This is a genomic window from Synechococcus sp. BIOS-E4-1, from assembly GCF_014279995.1.
Lineage (GTDB): Bacteria > Cyanobacteriota > Cyanobacteriia > PCC-6307 > Cyanobiaceae > Synechococcus_C.
In genome coordinates this window covers 3,044,266-3,065,103 of sequence record NZ_CP047935.1, presented here as the reverse complement: position 1 = coordinate 3,065,103, position 20,838 = coordinate 3,044,266, and the positions used below count along the sequence as shown (strand labels likewise).

At 60.1% G+C, this 20,838-nt stretch carries 21 protein-coding genes; 15 read left to right on the top strand and 6 right to left on the bottom strand.

Annotation, left to right across the window (positions count from 1 at the left end):
• The first annotated feature begins 226 nt into the window (after positions 1 to 226).
• Entirely contained in the window at positions 227 to 1,699 is a 1,473-nt protein-coding gene (gene gatB / locus SynBIOSE41_RS16750) for an Asp-tRNA(Asn)/Glu-tRNA(Gln) amidotransferase subunit GatB (protein ID WP_186539015.1), read from the top strand.
• Here the strand turns inward: gatB and SynBIOSE41_RS16745 are convergent.
• From SynBIOSE41_RS16745 to coaE, 4 genes are all read right to left on the bottom strand, one after another.
• Positions 1,689 to 3,563 (bottom strand): adenylate/guanylate cyclase domain-containing protein, encoded by a 1,875-nt coding sequence (locus SynBIOSE41_RS16745; protein WP_186539014.1) that lies wholly within the window; start codon positions 3,561 to 3,563, stop codon positions 1,689 to 1,691. The two genes, gatB and SynBIOSE41_RS16745, sit on opposite strands and share 11 nt — an antisense overlap.
• A 35-nt stretch (positions 3,564 to 3,598) precedes the next feature.
• Complete coding sequence (locus SynBIOSE41_RS18220; RefSeq protein ID WP_255475850.1) at positions 3,599 to 4,045, bottom strand: hypothetical protein; 447 nt, start codon at positions 4,043 to 4,045, stop codon at positions 3,599 to 3,601.
• Positions 4,033 to 4,365 (bottom strand): hypothetical protein, encoded by a 333-nt coding sequence (locus SynBIOSE41_RS18215; protein ID WP_255475849.1) that lies wholly within the window; start codon positions 4,363 to 4,365, stop codon positions 4,033 to 4,035. The genes SynBIOSE41_RS18220 and SynBIOSE41_RS18215 overlap by 13 nt, the downstream gene beginning before the upstream one ends.
• A gap of 80 nt (positions 4,366 to 4,445) precedes the next feature.
• Positions 4,446 to 5,102 (bottom strand): dephospho-CoA kinase, encoded by a 657-nt coding sequence (gene coaE, locus SynBIOSE41_RS16735; RefSeq protein WP_186539013.1) that lies wholly within the window; start codon positions 5,100 to 5,102, stop codon positions 4,446 to 4,448.
• 104 nt (positions 5,103 to 5,206) lie between these two features.
• Here coaE and argJ point away from each other — a divergent pair, with 104 nt between their 5' ends.
• From argJ to SynBIOSE41_RS16715, 4 genes are read left to right on the top strand one after another with little or no spacing between them, the layout of a single operon-like run.
• Positions 5,207 to 6,442, top strand: a complete 1,236-nt coding sequence (gene argJ / locus SynBIOSE41_RS16730; protein WP_186539012.1) for a bifunctional glutamate N-acetyltransferase/amino-acid acetyltransferase ArgJ — start codon at positions 5,207 to 5,209, stop codon at positions 6,440 to 6,442.
• 43 nt (positions 6,443 to 6,485) lie between these two features.
• Positions 6,486 to 7,196 (top strand): hypothetical protein, encoded by a 711-nt coding sequence (locus SynBIOSE41_RS16725; RefSeq protein ID WP_186539011.1) that lies wholly within the window; start codon positions 6,486 to 6,488, stop codon positions 7,194 to 7,196.
• Between the two features lie 57 nt (positions 7,197 to 7,253).
• The gene (locus SynBIOSE41_RS16720) at positions 7,254 to 7,565 is read left to right on the top strand and encodes a hypothetical protein (RefSeq protein ID WP_186539010.1); all 312 of its coding nucleotides are present in this window, start codon (positions 7,254 to 7,256) and stop codon (positions 7,563 to 7,565) included.
• Complete coding sequence (locus tag SynBIOSE41_RS16715) at positions 7,562 to 9,244, top strand: AarF/ABC1/UbiB kinase family protein (protein WP_186539009.1); 1,683 nt, start codon at positions 7,562 to 7,564, stop codon at positions 9,242 to 9,244. The genes SynBIOSE41_RS16720 and SynBIOSE41_RS16715 overlap by 4 nt, the downstream gene beginning before the upstream one ends.
• 276 nt (positions 9,245 to 9,520) lie before the next feature.
• Here SynBIOSE41_RS16715 and eno read toward each other — a convergent pair whose 3' ends face one another.
• On the bottom strand, positions 9,521 to 10,813 hold the full coding sequence (gene eno, locus SynBIOSE41_RS16710; protein WP_186539008.1) for a phosphopyruvate hydratase: 1,293 nt from the start codon (positions 10,811 to 10,813) through the stop codon (positions 9,521 to 9,523).
• A gap of 145 nt (positions 10,814 to 10,958) precedes the next feature.
• Between eno and gloA the strand changes: the two genes are divergently transcribed.
• The 8 genes from gloA to rplL all read left to right on the top strand — a co-directional run bounded on the left by gloA (position 10,959) and on the right by rplL (position 17,783).
• The gene (gloA, locus tag SynBIOSE41_RS16705) at positions 10,959 to 11,360 is read left to right on the top strand and encodes a lactoylglutathione lyase (RefSeq protein ID WP_186541361.1); all 402 of its coding nucleotides are present in this window, start codon (positions 10,959 to 10,961) and stop codon (positions 11,358 to 11,360) included.
• A gap of 14 nt (positions 11,361 to 11,374) precedes the next feature.
• Positions 11,375 to 14,140, top strand: coding sequence for an ATP-dependent Clp protease ATP-binding subunit (locus SynBIOSE41_RS16700; protein ID WP_186539007.1), 2,766 nt, complete (start codon positions 11,375 to 11,377; stop codon positions 14,138 to 14,140).
• A 97-nt stretch (positions 14,141 to 14,237) separates the two neighbouring features.
• Positions 14,238 to 14,486 carry a preprotein translocase subunit SecE gene (gene secE, locus SynBIOSE41_RS16695; protein ID WP_066909273.1) on the top strand — a complete coding sequence of 83 codons (249 nt, stop codon included), beginning with the start codon at positions 14,238 to 14,240 and terminating at the stop codon, positions 14,484 to 14,486.
• A 61-nt stretch (positions 14,487 to 14,547) separates the two neighbouring features.
• Entirely contained in the window at positions 14,548 to 15,216 is a 669-nt protein-coding gene (gene nusG, locus SynBIOSE41_RS16690) for a transcription termination/antitermination protein NusG (protein WP_066909270.1), read from the top strand.
• A 110-nt stretch (positions 15,217 to 15,326) separates the two neighbouring features.
• Positions 15,327 to 15,752 carry a 50S ribosomal protein L11 gene (gene rplK / locus SynBIOSE41_RS16685; RefSeq protein ID WP_066909267.1) on the top strand — a complete coding sequence of 142 codons (426 nt, stop codon included), beginning with the start codon at positions 15,327 to 15,329 and terminating at the stop codon, positions 15,750 to 15,752.
• 75 nt (positions 15,753 to 15,827) lie between these two features.
• Positions 15,828 to 16,535: a 50S ribosomal protein L1 gene (rplA, locus tag SynBIOSE41_RS16680; RefSeq protein WP_066909264.1), complete on the top strand. Its 708-nt coding sequence runs from the start codon at positions 15,828 to 15,830 to the stop codon at positions 16,533 to 16,535.
• Positions 16,536 to 16,815: 280 nt separating this feature from the next.
• Positions 16,816 to 17,343 (top strand): 50S ribosomal protein L10, encoded by a 528-nt coding sequence (rplJ, locus tag SynBIOSE41_RS16675; RefSeq protein ID WP_066909261.1) that lies wholly within the window; start codon positions 16,816 to 16,818, stop codon positions 17,341 to 17,343.
• A 47-nt stretch (positions 17,344 to 17,390) separates the two neighbouring features.
• Positions 17,391 to 17,783, top strand: coding sequence for a 50S ribosomal protein L7/L12 (gene rplL, locus SynBIOSE41_RS16670; RefSeq protein WP_186539006.1), 393 nt, complete (start codon positions 17,391 to 17,393; stop codon positions 17,781 to 17,783).
• Between the two features lie 291 nt (positions 17,784 to 18,074).
• Here the strand turns inward: rplL and SynBIOSE41_RS16665 are convergent, their stop codons facing one another.
• Positions 18,075 to 18,803, bottom strand: coding sequence for a DUF3747 domain-containing protein (locus SynBIOSE41_RS16665; RefSeq protein WP_370594150.1), 729 nt, complete (start codon positions 18,801 to 18,803; stop codon positions 18,075 to 18,077).
• A gap of 36 nt (positions 18,804 to 18,839) precedes the next feature.
• Here SynBIOSE41_RS16665 and SynBIOSE41_RS16660 point away from each other — a divergent pair, with 36 nt between their 5' ends.
• Both SynBIOSE41_RS16660 and SynBIOSE41_RS16655 read left to right on the top strand, forming a co-directional pair.
• A complete protein-coding gene (locus SynBIOSE41_RS16660) occupies positions 18,840 to 19,607 on the top strand; it encodes a ribonuclease H (RefSeq protein ID WP_186539005.1) in 768 nt (255 codons plus the stop codon).
• Positions 19,608 to 19,621: 14 nt separating this feature from the next.
• The gene (locus tag SynBIOSE41_RS16655) at positions 19,622 to 20,800 is read left to right on the top strand and encodes a quinone-dependent dihydroorotate dehydrogenase (protein ID WP_186539004.1); all 1,179 of its coding nucleotides are present in this window, start codon (positions 19,622 to 19,624) and stop codon (positions 20,798 to 20,800) included.
• The last annotated feature ends 38 nt before the right edge of the window (positions 20,801 to 20,838 follow it).

Below are 20,838 nucleotides of genomic sequence, written 5' to 3'. Positions count from 1 at the left end.
TTCGTCTTGAAATTTTGGCAATCCTCCCTAAGTGGTGAGCTCGGATACCAGTTCCGATCCACGTGGTGTTCCGGCCGCTGTTGATGGAGAGGACGAGCAAGAGTTCAGCAATGTCGATCCAAGGTCTCAAGGACATTTTCTCGAGCGAAGCCTGCCATCGCTCGGGGGGACGGGATCTGTTTCAAGTGTCGCTTCCATAGGATCAGCGGACTCATGGAGAAGGTGCATGTCTGCTGAGGGTGCTTGGGAAGCCGTGATCGGCTTGGAGACCCATGTGCAGCTGGGGACTGAGAGCAAAATTTTTACGGCTGCTTCCACCACCTTCGGGGATGACCCCAACACGCATATCGATCCAGTGGTCTGCGGTTTGCCAGGAACCCTGCCGGTGTTGAACCAGAAGGTGCTCGAATATGCGGTGAAGGCTTCGATGGGCCTGAACCTGAACGTTGCCGAGCACTGCAAGTTCGATCGCAAGCAGTATTTCTATCCCGATCTGCCGAAGAATTACCAAATCACGCAATACGACGAGCCGATCGCGGAAGACGGTTGGATCGAGGTGGAGGTGGCTGAAAAGGGCAAGGACACCTACCTCAAAAAGATCGGCATCGAGCGTCTTCACATGGAGGAAGATGCGGGCAAACTTGTGCACGCGGGCAGTGATCGTCTGGCTGGATCCACCCATTCGCTTGTGGATTACAACCGTGCTGGAGTGGCGCTCGCAGAAATCGTCAGTAAGCCCGATCTGCGCACGGGCCGGGAAGCGGCTGAATACGCGTCGGAGATTCGCCGGATTATCCGTTACATCGGAGTTGGCGACGGCAACATGCAGGAAGGCTCGTTGCGTTGCGACGTGAACATCTCCGTCCGCCGTGGGCCGGATGCCCCCTTCGGCACCAAGGTGGAGATCAAGAACATGAACTCCTTCTCCGCAATTCAGAAGGCCTGCGAATACGAGATCCAGCGCCAGATCAAGGCTTACGAGAGCGGCGAACCGATCGTTCAGGAGACCCGCCTCTGGGATGAGGGCAAGCAGCTCACCAAGAGCATGCGCAGCAAAGAAGGGGCCAGCGATTACCGCTATTTCCCCGATCCTGATCTTGGCCCGGTCGAGGTGAGCGTTGAACAGCGAGAGGCCTGGAGAGCAGAGCTCCCCGAGTTGCCAGCCGCCAAGCGTCACCGCTACGCCGATGATCTGGGTCTGTCCCAGTACGACGCCCGCGTTCTCACCGATGAGCGTCCGATGGCGGACTACTTCGAGGCCGTTGTCGGTGCGGGAGCCGACCCCAAATTGGCCGCCAACTGGATCACGGGTGATATCGCTGCCCATGTGAACAGCAATCGTCTGAGCTACGCAGAACTTCCTTTCCGTCCTGATCAGCTGGCGGAGATGGTGAAGCTGATCGACGGCGGCAAGATCAGCGGCAAGATCGCCAAGGAGATTCTCCCTGAACTGCTGGAAAAGGGCGTTTCACCCAAGGCGATCGTGGAGGAACGCGGTCTGGGGATGATCAGCGACCCTGCGGCGATCACGGCAATTGTTGAGGAGCTTCTCTCCGCTCATCCCGATGAAGTGGAGGCGTTCCGTGGTGGCAAGACCAAGCTTCAGGGCTTCTTTGTCGGCCAGCTGATGAAAAAGACCGGTGGCAAGGCTGATCCCAAGCTCGCCAACCAGATCCTCAGTCAGAAACTCAAGGGCTGAGCCTGGGTCGATAGACCTGGCATCGATCCATTCCCTTGATCGCCTGTTCGCCGAGATTGTCCGTGGCGATCTCAGTTCCAGCAAGCAGTGCGGTTTGCTCGTCCATCAGGATTGGCGTCCTGAGCTTTCTGGTCAGTGATTCCAGGCGGCTGGCCAGATTGACCGTGTCACCGATCACGGTGAAGTCCATGCGTTGTGGACTGCCGATCTGGCCAACCACCGCTTCCCCGCTGGCCAGACCGATTCCACAGCTGAGCGGATCAAGGCCCCTCACTGTCCAACTTTGATTCAGTTCTTCCAGGGCTTCGCGCATTGCCGCGGCACACCGAACGGCCTGCCTGGCTTCCATCTCAGTCCCCCGACTAACGGGTGAGCCAAAGACGGCCATGACGCAATCGCCGATGAACTTGTCGACCGTTCCCCCATGCACGGTGATCACCTCCACCATCCGGCCCAGGTAAAGATTCAGTTGGTGGATCAGTTCTTCGCTGCGACCTTGCTGGGAACGTTCCCGTGTCAGGGCCGTGAAACCCTCAAGGTCACTGAATAGGACTGTCACGTTGAGGGTCTTGCCCTTGAGAATGCCTTCGGCGCTGTCGCGGTCTTTAAGGATTTCCTGGACCACGCTCGGGGATACATAGCGCTCAAAGGTTTGGCGGAGCCGTCGGCGCTCCTGCTCCTCACGCCAGAACGTGCTGACGGCGAGTGCCGCAGCCAGGCCCACAACCCCGGCGCTTGGTGCCAGTAAAGGCAGAACGGTCTGGCGTTGCACCAGCGTGATGATGCTGATCAGAAGGAGTCCGATCAGGCCCAGTGAGCAGCTGACCAGCCGCCAGCGCAGGGTCAGTCGCCGCGTGGCCAGATAGGCAATCAGCCAACTGCAGGCAGCGCTCAACAGAGCTTTCTGCCAGGGATGCTGTGGCCATTGCCGCAGGCCGCTGCCATCGAGGTCGTTGGCGGTTGCTGTTGCCAGTAGTTCGACTCCCGACAGGGTGCCAAAGGGAGTGGACTGGCCGCTCTGGTTGTCTTCCAGGGTTGGACCGATCAGCACCAGGCTGTCTTGGAGCCTGGGCCGGAGCGGGTGATTGCGCCAGCGGAGCGGGTCCAGCACCTCCCAGGCTGATAGTCGGGTGATGGTTCCCTCCGGTCCATACAGCCGCAGTGAACGATCCGCCTGATCGGGGGGTGGTTGGAGCCCGGCGATCTTCAGCAGAGCAGAGGGGAGGGATTGCTGCAACTGGAAGCCGTAGGGCCGCAGCACTCGTTGTCCATAGGCTTCAGGATGTGGCCCGATGCTGCCGTCTTCGGCATTGAGCATGTTGGTGAGGCCCAGATGGGGTAGGCCGCCAAGGGCATTCAGCAAGATTGATGCGGGGGGCTCGAGGGAAAGCCCGCCAGCCCCCTGGCGATCAACCGGTTCCATCATCTCGGCGGCCAAAGCCACCGCTGAACCATGTCGTTTCAGCGTTTGCGCAAAGCGGGCATCATCTTCAGGGCCATACATGCTTGGCCCGGCAAACAGCACATTGATCGCCACACCGCGACTGCCAGCGGCGATGACGCGTTCAATCAACTGTCCGTAGGTCGCTCTTGGCCATGGCCAGCGGTCGAGCCCTTCGCTCCAGGGGGCGGGGTCCGGATCTTCTCGAATCCAGCGTGCCTGCTGCAGGGAAGCATCATCCACGGCGATGACCACCACCTCTGCCGGAGGACCGCTGGGCCCTGCCCAGAGTGTGATCTGATCGGTGATGTCTTTGGACCAGCTGCGCCACAGAGCGGGTGGCCAGCCGCTGAGGCCACCACAGAGCAGGCCGAACAGCGTGATCGCGATGCCTCTTCTGGCTGTGCCGGAGGTGGTTTTCATCCGCGCTGCTGCTTGGGGTTGGGATGCTCAGGTCATCAGAAGAAACGAACCGGGCTGGGCACGCTCGGCAGGTTGGGGGTGATTCGGATCTGGCTCCCCGGCACGCTGGGGATGCGTAGACCTGGCACATTCAGATTCAGATAACGCCTGAGATTGGCTAATCCCGGCAATGGGGCTGTGTAGCCGATGAAAAGGGGACCATCAAGAATCCTCTGGTAGTCGCCGGCCGCCAGTTGCAGCAGTCCGATCACCACACCCGTAGGGCTGAGTCGAAGGCGTTGGCCTGCTTCAACGGTGACGGCCTCCTGTTTCCCGCTGTTATCCGTGACTTCAACGGAGCCTTCCAGGACAGCCAGATCTGTACTGCCGTCATCACTGACTTTCAGAACGTAATTGGTGCCGCGAACGCTCAATCGACTGGAGGCTGTACAACCGTCCTGACGGCCTGAAATCAGAATCTGGCCTTTGTTCAGAAGAAACAACTGCTCCCGAGCTTGACCAGGGATTGACGATTGATTCGACCAACAGCACCTCCGCTGAAGGCAATCTGGCCGCGGCTGACTCCAGTGCTGATGACCTGCGGTGACTGGGCTGTTTCTTCGACTTTAGCCTTTTGATCATCGATGAACAGTTCGTCTCCATCCAGGATCTCTTCAATCGTGGCTTTCTCGGAATTGGCAACAACCGGAGCAGCTCCAACCAGTGAGACTGTTAGGCAGGCACTGAAGGCGACGGTCTGGCGGCAGAAGCTCATCGGTTCGATCGATCTGATCAGCCAAATCCTGCCATCGTTCGCCGTCACTGACTCAGAGCCCGCTGCAATCCCTTGCATGAATGGTGTCGCCTGAACGGAATCTGTTCAGAGCTCAAAGCTCAAGGCATTCAGCGCCGTCCGGGTTTGATCAGTGCGAGCCTTGCCTTGATCTGTCTTTCCCAGCAGATCGATGCTGAGCGGTTATCGAGCACCAGATCGGCCTTTGCGCATTTCTGGCTCAACGGCCATTGGGCTGCAATTCTTGCTTTCGCTTCGGCCGCACTCAGACCGTCTCGCTGCTTCAGCCGCTCAAGCTGCTGTGTCGGCAGGCAGTGAACCAACCAGACCTCGGAGACGAGCTCGGTGAGATCAGCTTCAAACAAAAGTGGAATCATCAACACGATGGGTGCGGTCTCTGGATGCTTCCCCAGTTCAAGCTCGAAGCGCGCGCGGACAATGGGATGGATCAGCTGCTCGAGCCATCGCCTTTCTTCCAGGTTGTTGAAGACGATCCTGCCCAGTTCACGGCGATTGATTGTGCGTTGACCTGCGCTCGGCTCGATGTCGCATTCCGGTTCAGCTTCCACCTGCGGGCCATATCGTTTCAGCACCATTTGCGAGGCCAGAGTTTCCGGTTGGAGCGCCTCGTGGGAATAGGTGTCTGCATCGAGAACCACAATCCCAAGCTCTTTCAGGTAGCAGGCGACAGTGCTTTTGCCGCTGGCAATCCCACCGGTCAGACCGATGCGGTGCTGCGCTCCTTGCCAGCGGGATGTTGCACTCAAGCGCCGGTGCTCGATGACTAACTCCACTCTGTAACTCCCGCCTGGTTCGGTGCGGGGTATGGGCGTTTTGAATAAGTCGTATGGATCGTTTGCTCAGGCCATCGATGGCGCAATCTTCCAGCTGGACCCCGACAAAAGGCGGGGTTACTGCTCCCTGTGGCTTTCAGGCCGCAGGTATTACGGCTGGTCTCAAGGAATCCGGAAAGCCGGATCTGGCTCTGCTTCTGGCTCCGCAGGGTTCCGTCTGTGCCGGCACCTTCACAACCTCTGTGGTGCGTGCGGCCTGCGTGGATCTCTGTGCTGAGCGCCTGCAAACCAGGGGCGGTCAGTGCAGAGCTGTCTTGATCAATTCCGGACAGGCCAATGCCTGCACGGGTGATCGGGGCCTGATCGACAGCCAGCGCGCCACTCAGGTGCTGGCTGACCGACTGGGGTTGTCGTGTGATCAGGTTCTGATCTGCTCCACCGGTGTGATCGGCGTGCCAATCCCGATGCAGGTGTTGCTGGCGGGTCTGGATCCGCTCGTGGAGGCCTTGGCCGTTGATGGCGGTTCGGCAGCTGCAAGCGCCATCCTCACCACGGATCTGGTGGACAAGCAGATCGCTGTTGAGGCGCAGATTGCAGGCCGCACCGTGCGCATCGGCGGGATGGCCAAGGGTTCGGGAATGATTCACCCGGATATGGCCACCATGCTCGGCTTTCTCACCTGTGATGCCGGAGTGCCAGCAGAGGTTTGGCAGGCCATGGTTCGTCGCGCTGTTCAGCGCTCTTTCAATGCCATCACCGTGGACGGCGACACCAGCACCAACGACACGTTTCTGGCCTTTGCCGCAGGGAAACCTCTCCCAGCGGATCAGTTTGAACTGGTTGAGGAGGGGGTGACCCTGGTCGCTCAACACCTGGCGCGTTCCATTGCTCGTGATGGTGAAGGTGCGACTTGCCTGATTGAGGTGCAGGTGGAAGGAGCTGCATCAGAAACAGACGCCTTCCAGATGGCCCGCACCGTGTGTGGCTCGTCGCTGGTGAAAACGGCAGTGCACGGCCGTGATCCCAACTGGGGCAGGATTGTGGCGGCGGCTGGGCGCTCGGGAGCGACCTTTGATGCGCAGGCGGTTTCGCTCTGGATCGGAGAGCATCAATTGATGGAGAACGGTCAGCCGCTCGGCTTTGATCGGTCGGCAGCGTCGACTTACCTGCGCGAGCGGGCTTCCGGCCGTTCCCTACACGATGACGCTGTGGTGATCCGTTTGCTGATCGGTTCAGGCCCGGGCCAAGGTCGTGCCTGGGGGTGTGATCTTTCTGATCAATACGTGCGCATCAACGCCGACTACACGACTTGATCAATCCAGGCAGGTGGTGCAGCACCGGCGATCAGACGCGAAGATGGTCTGCACCGACTGTTCGGTGTTGTCCGTATCTGCCATAGCGATGACCACGACCACCTCTGATCAGAAGCGGTCCCGGCGACCTCGTTACTGGGTTGGCCCTTTAGTGGCGGGCGCTTGCTTTGCCCTTGGCTATGGAATCACTCAGCGGGTGGTGCTGATGCGGCAGGCCTGGGAAAAGCCTCAGCAGGCGACGTTTCGCCAGAACAGTTTTCCTGGAGAGAGCCTGGATGGTTTGAGGAGACGGTATGGCTCTGACCAACCGTTGATGGGGGATGTTGCCGCGAAGGAGGTTCTTGATGCCGAGCAGCGCAAGGCCAATGAACAGGCCGAGGCCATCGCTCAGAAAGCGAAGCAGCGTGAGCAGGCGCAGCAGGCTGCAGTGCCAGAGCCTTGGGCGGTTCGGGAGGATCCAGTATCCACGGCTGCACCAGTGGCGACACCTGCTCCAGACGTCGGCGAGCAGGAGGGTCCCGATGGGTCTCAGCCTGCTGCCGTCTTGACTCCCAACTCTGAGCCGGTTGTCCCGGAGCCTGCGCCTGGCGCAGACCCTGCCATCGAGCCTTCGCTTCAAGCTGCGCCGGAACCAAGACCTGCCGCTGTTGCCACTCCAGAGCCTGCGGTGACTCCAACCCGACCAGCCATCGATGAGTCGCTCATCTTCAAAGCACCACCAGCCACTCCACCGGCTGCTCCACCAGCTCCTTGAGGGAGGTCGCAACCCTGTCGGCGTATCTGCCACAGTTTCTGCATCGCTAGTCAGGCCATGACTCCCCCGGACGCCCTGTTGAGAGCAGCGATGAATCGTCTGATCGCCCGAGTGGGTGAAGGCGTGGCCGATGCAGCTGCCGGAGTCGCGGTCGCTGTTCAGGATGCGCCCGAGCGTATTCGGCAGGAATGGGATCTTTTTCAGGAAGAAGTGAAGGCGGAAGCCGAACGTTTGCAACAGGAGGACCAGCCCTCCTCTGCATCCGCAGCCGACCGCAGCAGCACAGAGCATGAGCCACTGCAGCAGCGCATCGATCGGCTGCGGGCGAAGGTTGCTGAGTTGGGCACGCGGCTGGAGGAACGGTCTTGAGCCGTTGGCGTGCGCGACCTCTATCTTGGCGCAGGGGTCTCAGGGCACTGCGCATCTGGCGCACTGTTCTGGCTCTGTTGTTTCTGCTCTGGTGGGATAGCTGTGGCTGGACGTATCCGGGCGGGGTTTCGCCCGAGCGTCGCCAAACCCGTCAGCAGCAGCGTGCCCGCTGGCTAACCAGGGAATTGCTCCAGCTCGGGTCGGCGTTCATCAAGCTCGGTCAGCTGCTGTCGGCGCGTCCCGATGTGCTGCCTGCGGGCTGGGTCGCTGAACTGGCCGATCTGCAGGACAAAGTTCCGGCTTTCCCATTTGATCAGGCCCAGGCCCTGTTGGAAGCAGAGCTGGGTGCTCGCTGTGCGGAGATCATTGATCTCGATGAGAACCCGCTTGCGGCTGCATCGTTGGCCCAGGTGCATCGAGCCAGCTTGCGCAGTGGTCGTCAGGTGGTTCTCAAGATTCAACGCCCCGGCCTGGAGTCGCTGTTCCGGCTTGACCTGGAGGTGATGCAGCAGGTGGCCTCTGTGCTGCAGCGTCATCCTCAATGGGGCCGCGGTCGTGACTGGGTGGCCATTGCTCAGGAATGCCGGCGAGTGTTGTTGCGTGAGCTGGATTTTCGGCTGGAAGCGCAGCACGCGGCCCGTTTTCGTCAACAGTTTCTTGATGATCCCCGCATCCGTGTACCTGGTGTGATCTGGGAACTGAGTACTCGTCAGGTGCTCTGCCTTGATTACTTGCCGGGCATCAAGATCAACAACCGTCCTGAATTGCTTGCGGCCGGGATTGATCCGGGTGAGGTCGCTGAGATTGGTGCCGCCAGCTACTTGCAGCAGCTGGTGCGTTTCGGCTTTTTCCACGCTGATCCCCATCCCGGAAATCTGGCGGTTGCCAGTGATGGAGCCCTGATTTACTACGACTTCGGAATGATGGGGCAGCTTTCTGAGCGGTTGAGACGACGCCTGGGTTCCATGGTTCGGGCAGCTGCGTCCCGCGATGCATCGGCTCTGGTGGAGGAGATGCAGGTGGCTGGTGTCATCGCTGCAGATGTGGATCTCGGGCCTGTGCGACGTCTGGTTCGCCTGATGCTGCGGGATGCACTCACCCCTCCCTTCAGTGCTTCGGTGATCGACAAATTGTCGGGAGATCTCTATGAGTTGGTTTACGGCCAACCGTTTCGGCTGCCGGTCGAGCTGATCTTCGTGATGCGGGCTTTGTCGACCTTTGAGGGCGTGGGCCGCAGCCTCGATCCCGGCTTTAGCCTGGTGGGGATTGCCAAGCCTTATCTGCTGCCGCTCATGACTTCCAGTGGATCCGGTTCCAATGATCTGTTCAATGAACTTGGCCGTCAGGTGGGTGCCCTGAGTTCCCGGGCCGTGGGGATTCCCCGGCGATTGGATGAAAGTCTTGAGCGCCTGGAACAGGGGGATCTGCAGTTGCAGATCCGCATGGGTGAATCGGATCGTCAGTTCCGCCGCATGGTCACCGCTCAGCATTCCGTCGGTCAGTCGGTGCTTCTGGGAGGCCTGGCTTTGGCAGCGGCTGTCTTGGGTGCCAGCGTACGTCCACTCTGGGCCCTGCTGCCTCTCGGTGCAGCTGTGCCGGTCGGGATGGGTTGGCTCAAACTCCAGGTGAAGTTGCGCAAGGATGCCCGCATGGAATCCCTGTCTTCATCAAAAGGCTAAATCGCCTTGTTGGCAGAGTTGTTGTTCCCCAGGAGTTTGAGCCAACAGGTTTGTGTTTGAGCAAATCAGGCCTAGTTATTCCTCCTGGTGATCATCCACTCTCGGTGATTTCTCATAGATCAGTATCTTGATTCGTTGCCTTGATTCTTTGAGTGGACTCTGCTCTTAATCTTGATTGATTGTGGTGAGAGCATTGGCTTTCAACAACATCAAAATGCCATTCAGTGCGGGTAATCCCTGGCTGGATGGCATTTTTTTTGAGCTCTGATCGTTGGATCAGGCTTTGCCGCGGGGGCCCTGGCCGACGGCACCGGCGTAAACAGCCTGGCTGCCCAGTTCGTCCTCGATGCGCAGCAGCTGGTTGTACTTGGCAACGCGCTCACTTCGGCTCAGAGAGCCGGTTTTGATCTGACCGGCCCGGGTTGCGACGGACAGATCGGCGATGGTGGTGTCCTCCGTTTCACCACTTCGGTGACTGATCACGCTGGTATACCCAGAACGGCCAGCGAGATCGATGGCCTGAAGCGTTTCGGTGAGAGAGCCGATCTGATTCACCTTGATCAGGATCGAGTTGGCCGTGCCGCTGTCGATTCCCTGTTGCAGGCGTTTGGTGTTGGTCACGAACAGGTCGTCACCCACCAGTTGCACCTTGCTGCCGAGACGTTCGGTCAGCAGTTTCCATCCCTCCCAGTCGTCTTCGGCAAGACCGTCCTCGATCGAGACAATCGGGAACCTCTCCACCAACTGTTCGAGTTGGCCGACCATCTCAGCGCTGTCGTAGCTGCCTCCATCAAAGGCGTAGCGACCATTGTCGAAGAACTCTGTGCTGGCAACATCCAGTGCCAGTGAAATCTGCTCACCGGCCTGGTATCCCGCCTTGGTGATCGCTTCCACCAGAATCTCGCCGGCCTCCACGTTGCCAAGATCAGGCGCGAAGCCTCCTTCATCCCCAACGGAGGTGCTCATGCCTTTGTCCTTGAGCAGTCCCTTCAGGGTGTGGAACACTTCGGTGCCCATGCGCAGCGCCTCACGGAAGCTTGGGGCGCCATGGGGAACCAGCATGAATTCCTGGAAATCCAGGCTGTTGGCGGCGTGTGCTCCACCGTTGATCACGTTCATCAGCGGTACGGGCAACAGGGTGGCCATCGGCCCGCCCAGGTAGCGGTAGAGGGGAATGCCCAGACCATTGGCGGCTGCACGCGCATTGGCCATGCTCACCGCCAGGATGGCGTTGGCGCCGAGGCTGGATTTGTTGTCACTGCCGTCAAGTTCCAGCATCGCTGCATCGACTGCTGCCTGATCCAGTGCGGAGAGTCCACAGAGAGCGGGGGCAATGCGTTCCTCGATGTGATTCACGGCCTGGCTGACGCCTTTGCCCATGTAGCGATCGCCGCCGTCGCGCAGCTCGTGGGCTTCGTGGGCACCGGTGCTGGCACCACTGGGCACGATGGCTCGACCACTGGCACCACCCTCTAGCAAGACCTCAGCCTCCACCGTTGGATTTCCGCGGGAGTCGAGCACCTCACGGGCCACGATGGTGTCGATGACGAGGTCGAGGGAATCGAACACGTGAAGCGGATCAAAGACCTGGCGATCCTATGGGTCCCCCTGCATCGCTGATTTTCCACCCCTGCCAACAGGCCACGACCCCTGCGGGGCCGCTTCCGCTGATCTTGGGGATGCACCATGCTGGTATCAGCGATTGACCCGGATCATGCGCATGTTGCACACCATGCTTCGGGTTGGTGATCTCGAGAAATCACTCGCATTTTATACCGATGTCCTCGGCATGCAGCTGCTGCGTCGCAAGGACTATGCCTCCGGTCGTTTCACCCTGGCCTTCCTCGGCTATGGCGACGAAAAGGATCACACCGTGCTGGAGCTCACTCACAACTGGGACACAGAGCATTACGACCTGGGTGATGGATACGGCCACATCGCCCTCGGGGTGCAGGACATCCAAGCCACCTGTTCGGGGATCGCTGAGCGAGGCGGAAGACTCGTGCGTGCACCGGGTCCGATGAAACACGGCAGCACGGTGATCGCTTTTCTGGAAGATCCCGATGGCTACAAGGTGGAGCTGATTGAGCTGCCCTCTCGATCGACGACCGCCTAGTGGATTCGCCCGCGATGACATCCGATTTCGGCGTCACACCTCAACCTCCAGCCAGTCTCACGGTGGAGCCAGACCGTTTCAGCGACGACGCCTGGGAGCTGTTGCTCTCAGCTCAGGATGGAGCCCGTCGCTGGCGACACGGCGATCTGGATGTGGAGCATCTGCTCCAGGCTCTGTTCAGTGATCCACGCTTCGAGGCCGACGTGGGCGCATTGCCGCTGCCTCAGGACCAGTTGCTTGATCAGCTCGAGGGCTTTCTGGAGGAGCAGCCCATGGCCCGGGGTGATGAGCTGTTTGTCGGTGAAGATCTGGAGACCTTGCTCGAGGCGGCCGACAGGGTGCGTGGTCTCTGGGGATCCAGGTTGATCGAGGTGTCGCATCTGCTGATCGCCATCGGCCGGGACCCGCGCATCGGCGCTGATCTGTTGTCCCGTTTTGGGTTGCCTGCCGATCGCCTCGAGGCAGAGCTGCGGCGACCGACCGCATCCGCTGCCTCTGCTCCGCCCAGTCCTCCTGCACCCGTCATTCGTTCAGCAGCGCCCACCCCTGCTGTTCCAATCGTTCAGCCCATAACCGAGCCTGTTCAGTCCGGGCTTGGGTCGTCGGGACCTGTCGCTGATCCGGTGCCTGATCCTGCCAAGGAGCCTGAGCCCAGGGCCCTGGATCGTTATGCCCGCGACCTCACTGCCGCCGCGGCGCAGGGGCTCCTGGATCCGGTGGTCGGCCGTGATGGCGAGATCCGCAGCTTGATCAAGGTGCTCTCGCGGCGGGGCAAAAACAATCCGGTTCTGATCGGAGCGCCCGGTGTGGGTAAGACGGCCATCGCCGAGCTGCTGGCCCAGCGCATCGTTGCCGGTGAAGTCCCGGAATCGCTTCAGGGATTGCGACTTGTGGCCCTGGATGTGGGTGCCCTGATCGCAGGCGCCAAGTTTCGGGGGCAGTTTGAGGAACGCCTGCGAGAGGTGTTGCAGGAGGTGAGTGATCCAGAGGCAGGAGTTGTGCTGTTCATCGATGAGCTGCATACCGTGGTCAACAGCGACCGCTCCAGCGCCGACGCAGGCAGTCTGCTTAAGCCGGCTCTGGCCAGGGGAGATCTGCGTTGCATTGCTGCAACCACGCCAGAGGACTACCGCCGCACGGTTGAGAAGGATCCAGCTCTGAACCGTCGCTTCCAGCAGGTGCAGATCTCTGAGCCATCGATCGACCACAGCGTTGAGATCCTGCGGGGAGTGAAGGAGCGCTATGAGCTTCATCACGGCGTGACGATCACCGACGCTGCCGTGACGGCTGCAGCACGCCTTGCCGACCGCTACATCAGTGATCGATGCCTGCCGGACAAGGCCATCGATCTGATCGATGAAGCGGCGGCACAACTCAAGATGGATGTCACGTCAAAGCCCCAGGTGGTGGAGGACGCTGAAATGGATCTCCGTCGAGTGGAACTGGCGGTGCTCGCGGCAGAGCAGGCTCCTGAGTCGGAGCGCGTTCAGCTTCAGCGTCAGCGACTGGAGGCCTCGTCCCAGCTCACTCAACTGCGTGAGCGCTGGCAGGCAGAGCGGGAACAGCTGCAGGAACTGCGCCAGCTGTTGCAGGAAGATGAGGATCTCCGCCATGCCATTGCTGAAGCAGAGCGACAGGGCGATCTTGAGGAGGCTGCGCGGCTTCAGTACGACCAGCTGCATCGTCTTCAGCAGCGCCGCAGTGACCTGGAGGAGGCTCTCAACAAGGCGCAGCGAGACGGAACGGCACTGCTACGAGAGCAGGTGGAGGCCGAGGACATTGCCGATGTGGTGGCGCGATGGACAGGTATTCCCATCCAGCGCCTGTTGGCGGGTGAACGTCAGAAGCTGCTGGAGCTTGATCAGCGCCTCGCGGATCGGGTGATCGGTCAGTCCGATGCCGTGGCAGCCGTGGCCGCGGCGATCCGCAGGGCCCGAGCCGGCATGAAGGATCCGCGACGCCCCGTGGGGTCATTTCTGTTTCTGGGGCCGACAGGTGTGGGCAAAACAGAACTGGCCAAGGCTCTGGCAGGACAGCTGTTCGATGAGGAGGAGTCGATGGTGCGCCTCGACATGAGTGAGTTCATGGAGCGCAATGCGGTGGCGCGCTTGCTCGGTGCCCCGCCCGGCTATGTCGGTTATGAGGAGGGAGGGCAGCTGACCGAAGCGGTACGTCGTCGTCCGTATGCGTTGCTGCTCCTGGATGAGGTGGAGAAGGCTCACCCGGATGTGTTCAATGTGCTCCTGCAGGTGCTGGATGACGGACGCCTCAGCGATTCACAGGGGCGCACGGTTGATTTCCGTCACACGGTGGTCGTGATGACCAGCAATCTGGCCAGCCGCGCCATTCTCGAATCAGCCCGCCAGGACATGGAAGCGGGAACAACGATTGATCAATCCGCCCTGGATGCTGCTGTGGATGAGGCTTTGGGACATCATTTTCGACCTGAATTCCTGAACCGCATCGATGAAGTGATCCGGTTTCAGCCTCTCGGACTCGATGATCTCAGCAAGATTGTGCGCCTGCAGCTGGCTGATCTGGCCGCGTTGCTGAGAGAACAGGGGCTGGAGCTGCGCGTTGAGGAAGGTGTGATTGAAGCGATCGTGAGCCTGGGTTATGAGCCGGAATATGGAGCCAGGCCGTTGAGAAGGGTGCTGCGTCGTCGACTGGAGAATCCCCTGGCGACTGAACTGCTGGAGGACCGTTTCAGCGGGGCTCAGGCGGTTCGTGTGCGGGCTGGATCGACACCAAACGATCCCTTCCTGTTTGAACAGGAATAACGTCTTATTGAGGCGTCCGGTACGATGTTCAATTGCTGTCACGTGCCCTCAGAGCCGGCGTCAGCACCGGCCCAGACGCCTTTTTGACCCGTCATCAGTGACCAGCCCCACTTCCGAGGACACCACCGCCGCGACGACGCCCCCCTCATCAGGCCCTGAACAGCCTGAAAAAAAGGGTGGTTTTCTGCAGGCCACCTTCGAGGAGTTGAAGCTTGTGGTCTGGCCCAGCCGACAACAGCTGTTCAGCGAATCCATCGCGGTGATCCTGATGGTGAGCCTCTCGGCTGCGGCCATTGCCGCTCTGAGTCGGTTCTACGGCTGGGCTGCGTCCCAGGTGTTCCGTTGACTCCTGCTCCGGTCTGATCCGGTGCAATTTCCCAGTTCATCCCTCTTTCCTGCCCTGCCTCGTGTCTGATCTCGATCCAAGCCAGTCGGACTCCAATGAGGTGCTTGATCTTCCGGCGCCGAATGACGGAGAAGAGGGCACCCTCGAAAGTCCTCCAATCCGCACGGGTGTTGCCCGCTGGTATGCGGTGCAGGTGGCATCAAGTTGCGAGAAAAAGGTGAAGGCCACGCTGGAGCAGCGGGCTGTGACTCTCGGTGTGAGCAATCGCATTCTTGAGATCGAAATTCCTGAAACGCCTGCGGTGAAAATCAAGAAGGATGGCAGTCGCCAGTCCACCGAGGAGAAGGTGTTTCCCGGTTATGTACTTGTGCGCATGGTGCTGGATGAAGACACGATGATGGCCGTGCGCAGCACTCCCAACGTCATCAACTTTGTCGGTGCGGAAGACCGCCGAGCCACCGGTAAAGCACGGGGTCACATCAAGCCACGTCCTCTGAGCCGCCAGGAAGTGGACCGCATCTTCAAGAGGGCTGCCGAGAAGAAAGCCGTTGTGAAGGTCGATCTCACCGAGGGTGATCAGATTTTGGTCACTGCTGGTCCTTTCAAGGATTTCCAGGGTGAGGTCATCGAGGTGTCGGGTGAGCGCAGCAAGCTCAAGGCTCTCCTCTCCATTTTTGGCCGTGAGACACCGGTCGAACTCGAGTTTTCTCAGGTGAGCAAGCAGAACTGATATCAGCGGCGGCCGTCTCCCTGCGGAGGGCGGCCTAAGGGGTGGTTGCTCACCCCGCCGCACCTGCCCCGAGGGCCAGGTGATCCGCAGATGTTCAACTCCGTCCGCCGATGGCCAAGAAAGTCGTAGCTGTGATCAAGCTGGCCCTTCAGGCCGGCAAAGCCAACCCTGCACCGCCCGTGGGTCCTGCCCTCGGTCAGCATGGGGTCAATATCATGGCGTTCTGCAAGGAGTACAACGCTCGCACCCAAGACAAAGCCGGGTTCGTGATTCCGGTGGAGATCTCGGTCTTCGAAGACCGCAGTTTCACCTTCATCACCAAGACGCCTCCAGCGTCCGTGTTGATCACCAAGGCTGCTGGAATCCCTAAAGGTTCCGGAGAGTCCGCCAAGGGAAGCGTTGGCTCCATCAAGCGATCCCAGCTTGAGGAGATCGCCAAGACCAAGCTGCCCGACCTCAACTGCACCAGCGTTGAGTCGGCCATGCGCATCATCGAAGGCACTGCCCGCAACATGGGCGTTGCTATCAGCGACTGACGCTCCTGCGCCGGTCATTCTCACTTCAATTTCTTCAGGGGGAGACCTTGTGGTCGTCTGAACCCCGTCTAAGCCATGCCAAAACTTTCCAAACGCCTGGCCAGCCTCGTCACCAAGGTTGAAGAGCGCGCTTACGAGCCGCTTGAAGCCATCCAGCTGGTCAAGGACAACGCCAACGCCAAGTTCGACGAGACCATGGAGGCGCATGTGCGTCTCGGGATCGATCCCAAGTACACCGATCAGCAGCTCCGCACCACCGTGGCACTGCCTCACGGCACCGGTCAGACCGTGCGCATTGCTGTGGTGACCAGTGGTGAGAAGGTTGCAGCAGCCAAAGCAGCTGGCGCTGAACTCGCTGGCGACGAGGATCTGGTCAACACCATCAGCAAGGGGGAGATGGATTTCGACCTGCTGATCGCCACGCCGGACATGATGCCCAAGGTGGCCAAGCTGGGCCGCGTCCTCGGCCCCCGGGGCCTGATGCCCAACCCCAAAGCCGGCACCGTTACCACTGATCTGGCCGCCGCCATCAAGGAGTTCAAGGCTGGCAAGCTCGAGTTCCGAGCTGACCGCACCGGCATTGTGCATGTGCGTTTCGGCAAGGCCAGCTTTGACGCTGCCAACCTGCTCGATAACTTAAAGATGCTTCAGGAGACGATTGACCGCAACAAGCCCAGCGGTGCAAAGGGTCGTTACTGGAAGAGCCTGTATGTGACCTCCACCATGGGCCCTTCAGTGGAAGTGGATATCTCAGCTCTTCAGGACATCAACAAAGAGGGCTGATTCAGCGTATCCAGGCCTGATTGCAGCCAGCCTCCGCTCCGGTGGAGGCTTTGTTGTAGGTTTGACTGCTGGCGAAAGCCAGACAACGGGCACGCGCCCGGCCAAAGACAGCAGGTTGCTTCAAGCGGTTGTTTCAACCGTTTCTGATGCCTAAGTCCTGCCGAGGCAGACGCGACGATTTTGCTCCCTTATGGGATTGGATCGATACGCGGCCTCGTCTCCTTCGGGAGCACTGAACGGCCGTGTGTCCAGCTTGTTCCCCCGATCCGATCCAAATCCTATGGGCCGCACTCTGGAGAGCAAGCAACAGATCGTCGAAGAGCTCAAGCAGCTCCTCGGTGAGGCCGAAATGGCATTGGTCCTGGATTACCAGGGTCTCTCCATCAAGGAAATGTCTGATCTGAGGACTCGTCTTCGGGCCAGCAACGGCGTTTGCAAGGTGACCAAAAACTCCTTGATGCGTCATGCCATTGATGGTGATAGTGCCTGGTCCAACCTCGATCCCCTTCTGAGCGGCACCAACGCTTTCGTCCTGGTCAAGGGCGATGTCGGTGGTGCAGTCAAGGCTCTTCAGTCTTTTCAGAAGGACACCAAGAAGTCCGAAACCAAGGGCGGCCTTTTCGAAGGCAAGCTCCTGTCTCAGGACGAGATCAAGGCCATCGGTGACCTTCCCTCCAAGGAAGTGCTCATGGCCCAGATTGCTGGTTCCATCAATGCCCTTGCCACCAAGGTGGCTGTGGGCATCAACGAGGTTCCCTCCGGTCTTGCTCGGGCGCTCAAGCAGCACGCCGAATCCGGCGAAAGCTGAACGTCTTCGACCCGACTGTTTTTTTGATCTGTTGCTGAATCCCAACCATGTCTGCAAAAACCGACGAAATCCTCGAATCGCTGAAGTCTCTTTCGCTGCTTGAAGCTTCCGAGCTTGTCAAGCAGATCGAAGAAGCCTTCGGCGTCTCCGCGGCCGCATCAGCGGGTGTGGTGATGGCTGCCCCCGGCGCTGCCGCTGGTGGTGGTGGCGAGGCCGCTGAAGAAAAGACCGAGTTTGATGTTGTGCTGGAAAGCTTCGATGCTTCCGCCAAGATCAAGGTCCTCAAGGCTGTGCGCGAAGCCACCGGCCTTGGCCTGGGCGATGCCAAGGCCATGGTCGAAGCTGCTCCGAAGGCCATCAAGGAAGGTGTCTCCAAGGATGACGCCGAGGCCCTCAAGAAGGCCATTGAAGAGGTGGGCGGCAAGGTCACACTCAAGTGATTTTGTTGGATCGGCGGCTTGTGCTTGCCGATCCCTCCTCTTTGAGAACACCGACCTTCGGGTCGGTGTTCTCATGTTTGGCCGATCCCAGACAATCTGGCTTCAGCACTCAAAAAAAAAGCCCTGCCTTTGGCAGGGCTCAGAAGTGAAACGCGTTGCTGGAGTCTGTCCTTGTTTCGACCCAGAAGAGGCGCTTTCCACTCCTCACACATCGCCAAAGTAAAAAATTGCCCTCTGGATTGCGCGTTGTGCTGGGGCGCTCTTTCAACTGTCCTTCAGTTAGGAGGCGGTTCAGGGTCGGAAGGGAATCACTTTCAGACGGATCGGACCCCTTTGCTGATTCAGTCGTTGTCCGGCTGGCTGTGAAGGGGGTTTGGGCAGGCTGGCGGTGAAGGTCAGACTTCGATCCACGGGTTTCGCCTTGTTCGCTGCCATCAGCGTGTTCATCGACTTCGAATGGGCGAAATAGACGTGGCTCAGCCTGCGCCCCTTGTAATTGCGGCGTTCGAGCGACCAGCCCGGCTCCAGCGTCAGTTTCACAAAGGCATTTTTGTCCCTGCGCACTTTGCTGGCTCTCGCCAATGTGATGCCGCCACCGTGAACGGAGTCCATTGCCTGTAACGCCAGCCCACTTTTGCTCTGGTTCAGTCGCAGGCGATAGCGCTTGTCCACATCTCTGCCGGACGTGCGCAATGAGTAGCCGTTGCTGTCGAGATAGCGGCTGCAGATTCCTGTGAAATCGAAGTTGTTCAGAGAGGGGTTCATCAGCCCGTCCTGCCGCTCCTCCCAGCAGAGCGGTCTGGCTTTGATCTGTTCCAGCACCAGCAGCTTCCAGCGATCTGGTCCCACCGCCTGAGCCAGGATCGCGAAACGTTCTTCTTGCAGCGGACTGCTGTCGAACAGGGCCCGGGCCAATCCCGGCAGGCTTCCAGCGATGGCCGCTAGTCCCACCGCGCCGGCACTCAGCGCAGCTCTGCGGAAGTAGGTTCGGCCCATGGCCCAGTCCTCCTGGGTGTTCAAGAACCGTGTTGTACCGAAGAAGACGTGGGGTGACCAATGGCAGAGGCTGATCAGAGAGGCCGAGTTGTGGCCGCTGCCACCGACGGAGCCTGCAGCGGGAATCCCGGGCCAGGCGGCTGGGGGGCTTTGATTCGTTTTGAGGATGGCAGTGTGGAGGAGTTCGGCGGTGCCGACCCTGCCACCACCAACAACCGCATGGAGCTGCAGGCAGCGCTGGCGATGCTTGAAAGGCTGGCGGAGTTGCCACTTCATCCTGATCTCACCCTGCGGACCGACAGCAAATATCTGATCGATGGCCTGGGCTCCTGGATGGCTGGCTGGAAACGCAAGGGCTGGAAAACCGCAGCGGGCAAACCTGTGCTCAATCAGGATCTCTGGCAGGCCCTCGACGCTGCACGGCTGTCGGATGTGCCGCTGCGCTACGTGAAAGGACACAGCGGTGACCCTGATAACGACCGGGTCGATCAGATCGCTGTGGCTTTCTCCAAGGGGACGCCGCCACGGCTGGATCGAGCCTCCCAATCAGCCCCCTCCAGGGCCGGGACAACAGCCAACGGGATCCAAGAACAGGCCGATGATGCAGCACCGCAATCCCTGCAAAAGCTGCTCACCAGGCTTGAACTGGCTGACCGTCTCGCTGCTGGTGGATATGCCCTGTCGTTGGTGGAGCTGGCTCAGTTGGTGGAGCAACCGCTGACGCGTCTGGCTGAACGCCAACAGGCATGGAGCTGGCGCAATTGGCTGGTGGAACCGGTGGAGGGTGACTGCTGGCGGCTGCGCCGCGCCGAGGCAGGATCGAGATAGATCGAGGAACCCAGATGACCCAGCCGTCATCGTCCGGGGTGATGTCCACCGCAGGTTTCTATCGGCGCTGGCTGGGACCTGTGCTGGCCAAAGATGAAGGTGTGGATGCTGAACAGCTCAGCCGTGCAGCTCTTCAGGCCCTTGGTCAGCTCAGTCTTCGCCGTCAGTGGCCGGGCCTCTCGGGTGTGCTTGATGGTGTGGCGTCTGAGCTGACACGCCGGGACCTGCGCTTGGAGCAGGTGTTGTTTGGATGCCGTTTCAGTAATCCCCTGGGGCTGGCGGCTGGTTTCGACAAAAACGGAGTCGCCGCAGGGGTCTGGGATCGTTTTGGTTTCGGGTTTGCCGAAGTCGGCACCGTCACCTGGCATGGCCAGCCCGGCAATCCGCGGCCGCGCCTGTTTCGCCTGGCCCAGGAGCGAGCAGCACTGAACCGCATGGGTTTCAACAACAAAGGGGCGGAGGAGCTGCGTCGCACTCTTCAGCGGCAGGCCCTTCCGCCTCGCGGACAGCGGCCTGCCGTGCTGGGTATCAATCTGGGTAAATCGAAGGTGACGCCATTGGAGCTGGCGGCCGATGACTACGCCTCTTCGCTGGAAATGCTGGCGCCACTGGCCGACTATGCGGTGATCAATGTCAGTTCGCCGAACACGCCTGGTCTTCGCGATCTGCAGGACGCCACTCAGCTGCGCCGACTGGTGGAACGCTTGCGCAGGTTGCCTGGCTGTCCGCCACTGCTGGTGAAGATCGCACCGGATCTCGAAGATGATGCCATCGACGGAATCGCCCGTCTGGCCTATGAGGAGGGGCTAGCCGGTGTGATCGCGGTCAACACCAGTCTCGATCGTCTCGGGCTGGGTCAGCGGCTGCTCAGCCAGACCGGCCGCAGCCTTGACCAGGAAGCCGGGGGCCTCAGCGGGGATCCTTTGCGTCAACGGGCTTTGGAGGTGCTGCGTCGGTTGCGAGCCACGGCCGGTCCTGCCCTGCCGCTGGTGGGGGTCGGCGGCATCAGTACGCCCGAGGCCGCCTGGGAGCGGATCGTCGCAGGCGCATCTCTGGTTCAGCTCTACACCGGTTGGATCTTTGAAGGTCCGGATCTGGTTCCCCGGGTGCTTGAAGGGCTGATCGAGCAGCTAGACCGACATGGCATCCGTCATATCAGTGAAGCGGTGGGCAGCGGCGCTCCCTGGCAGTAGCCGATACCCTGCCAGCAGAGTCGCGGCACCCAGTTGCT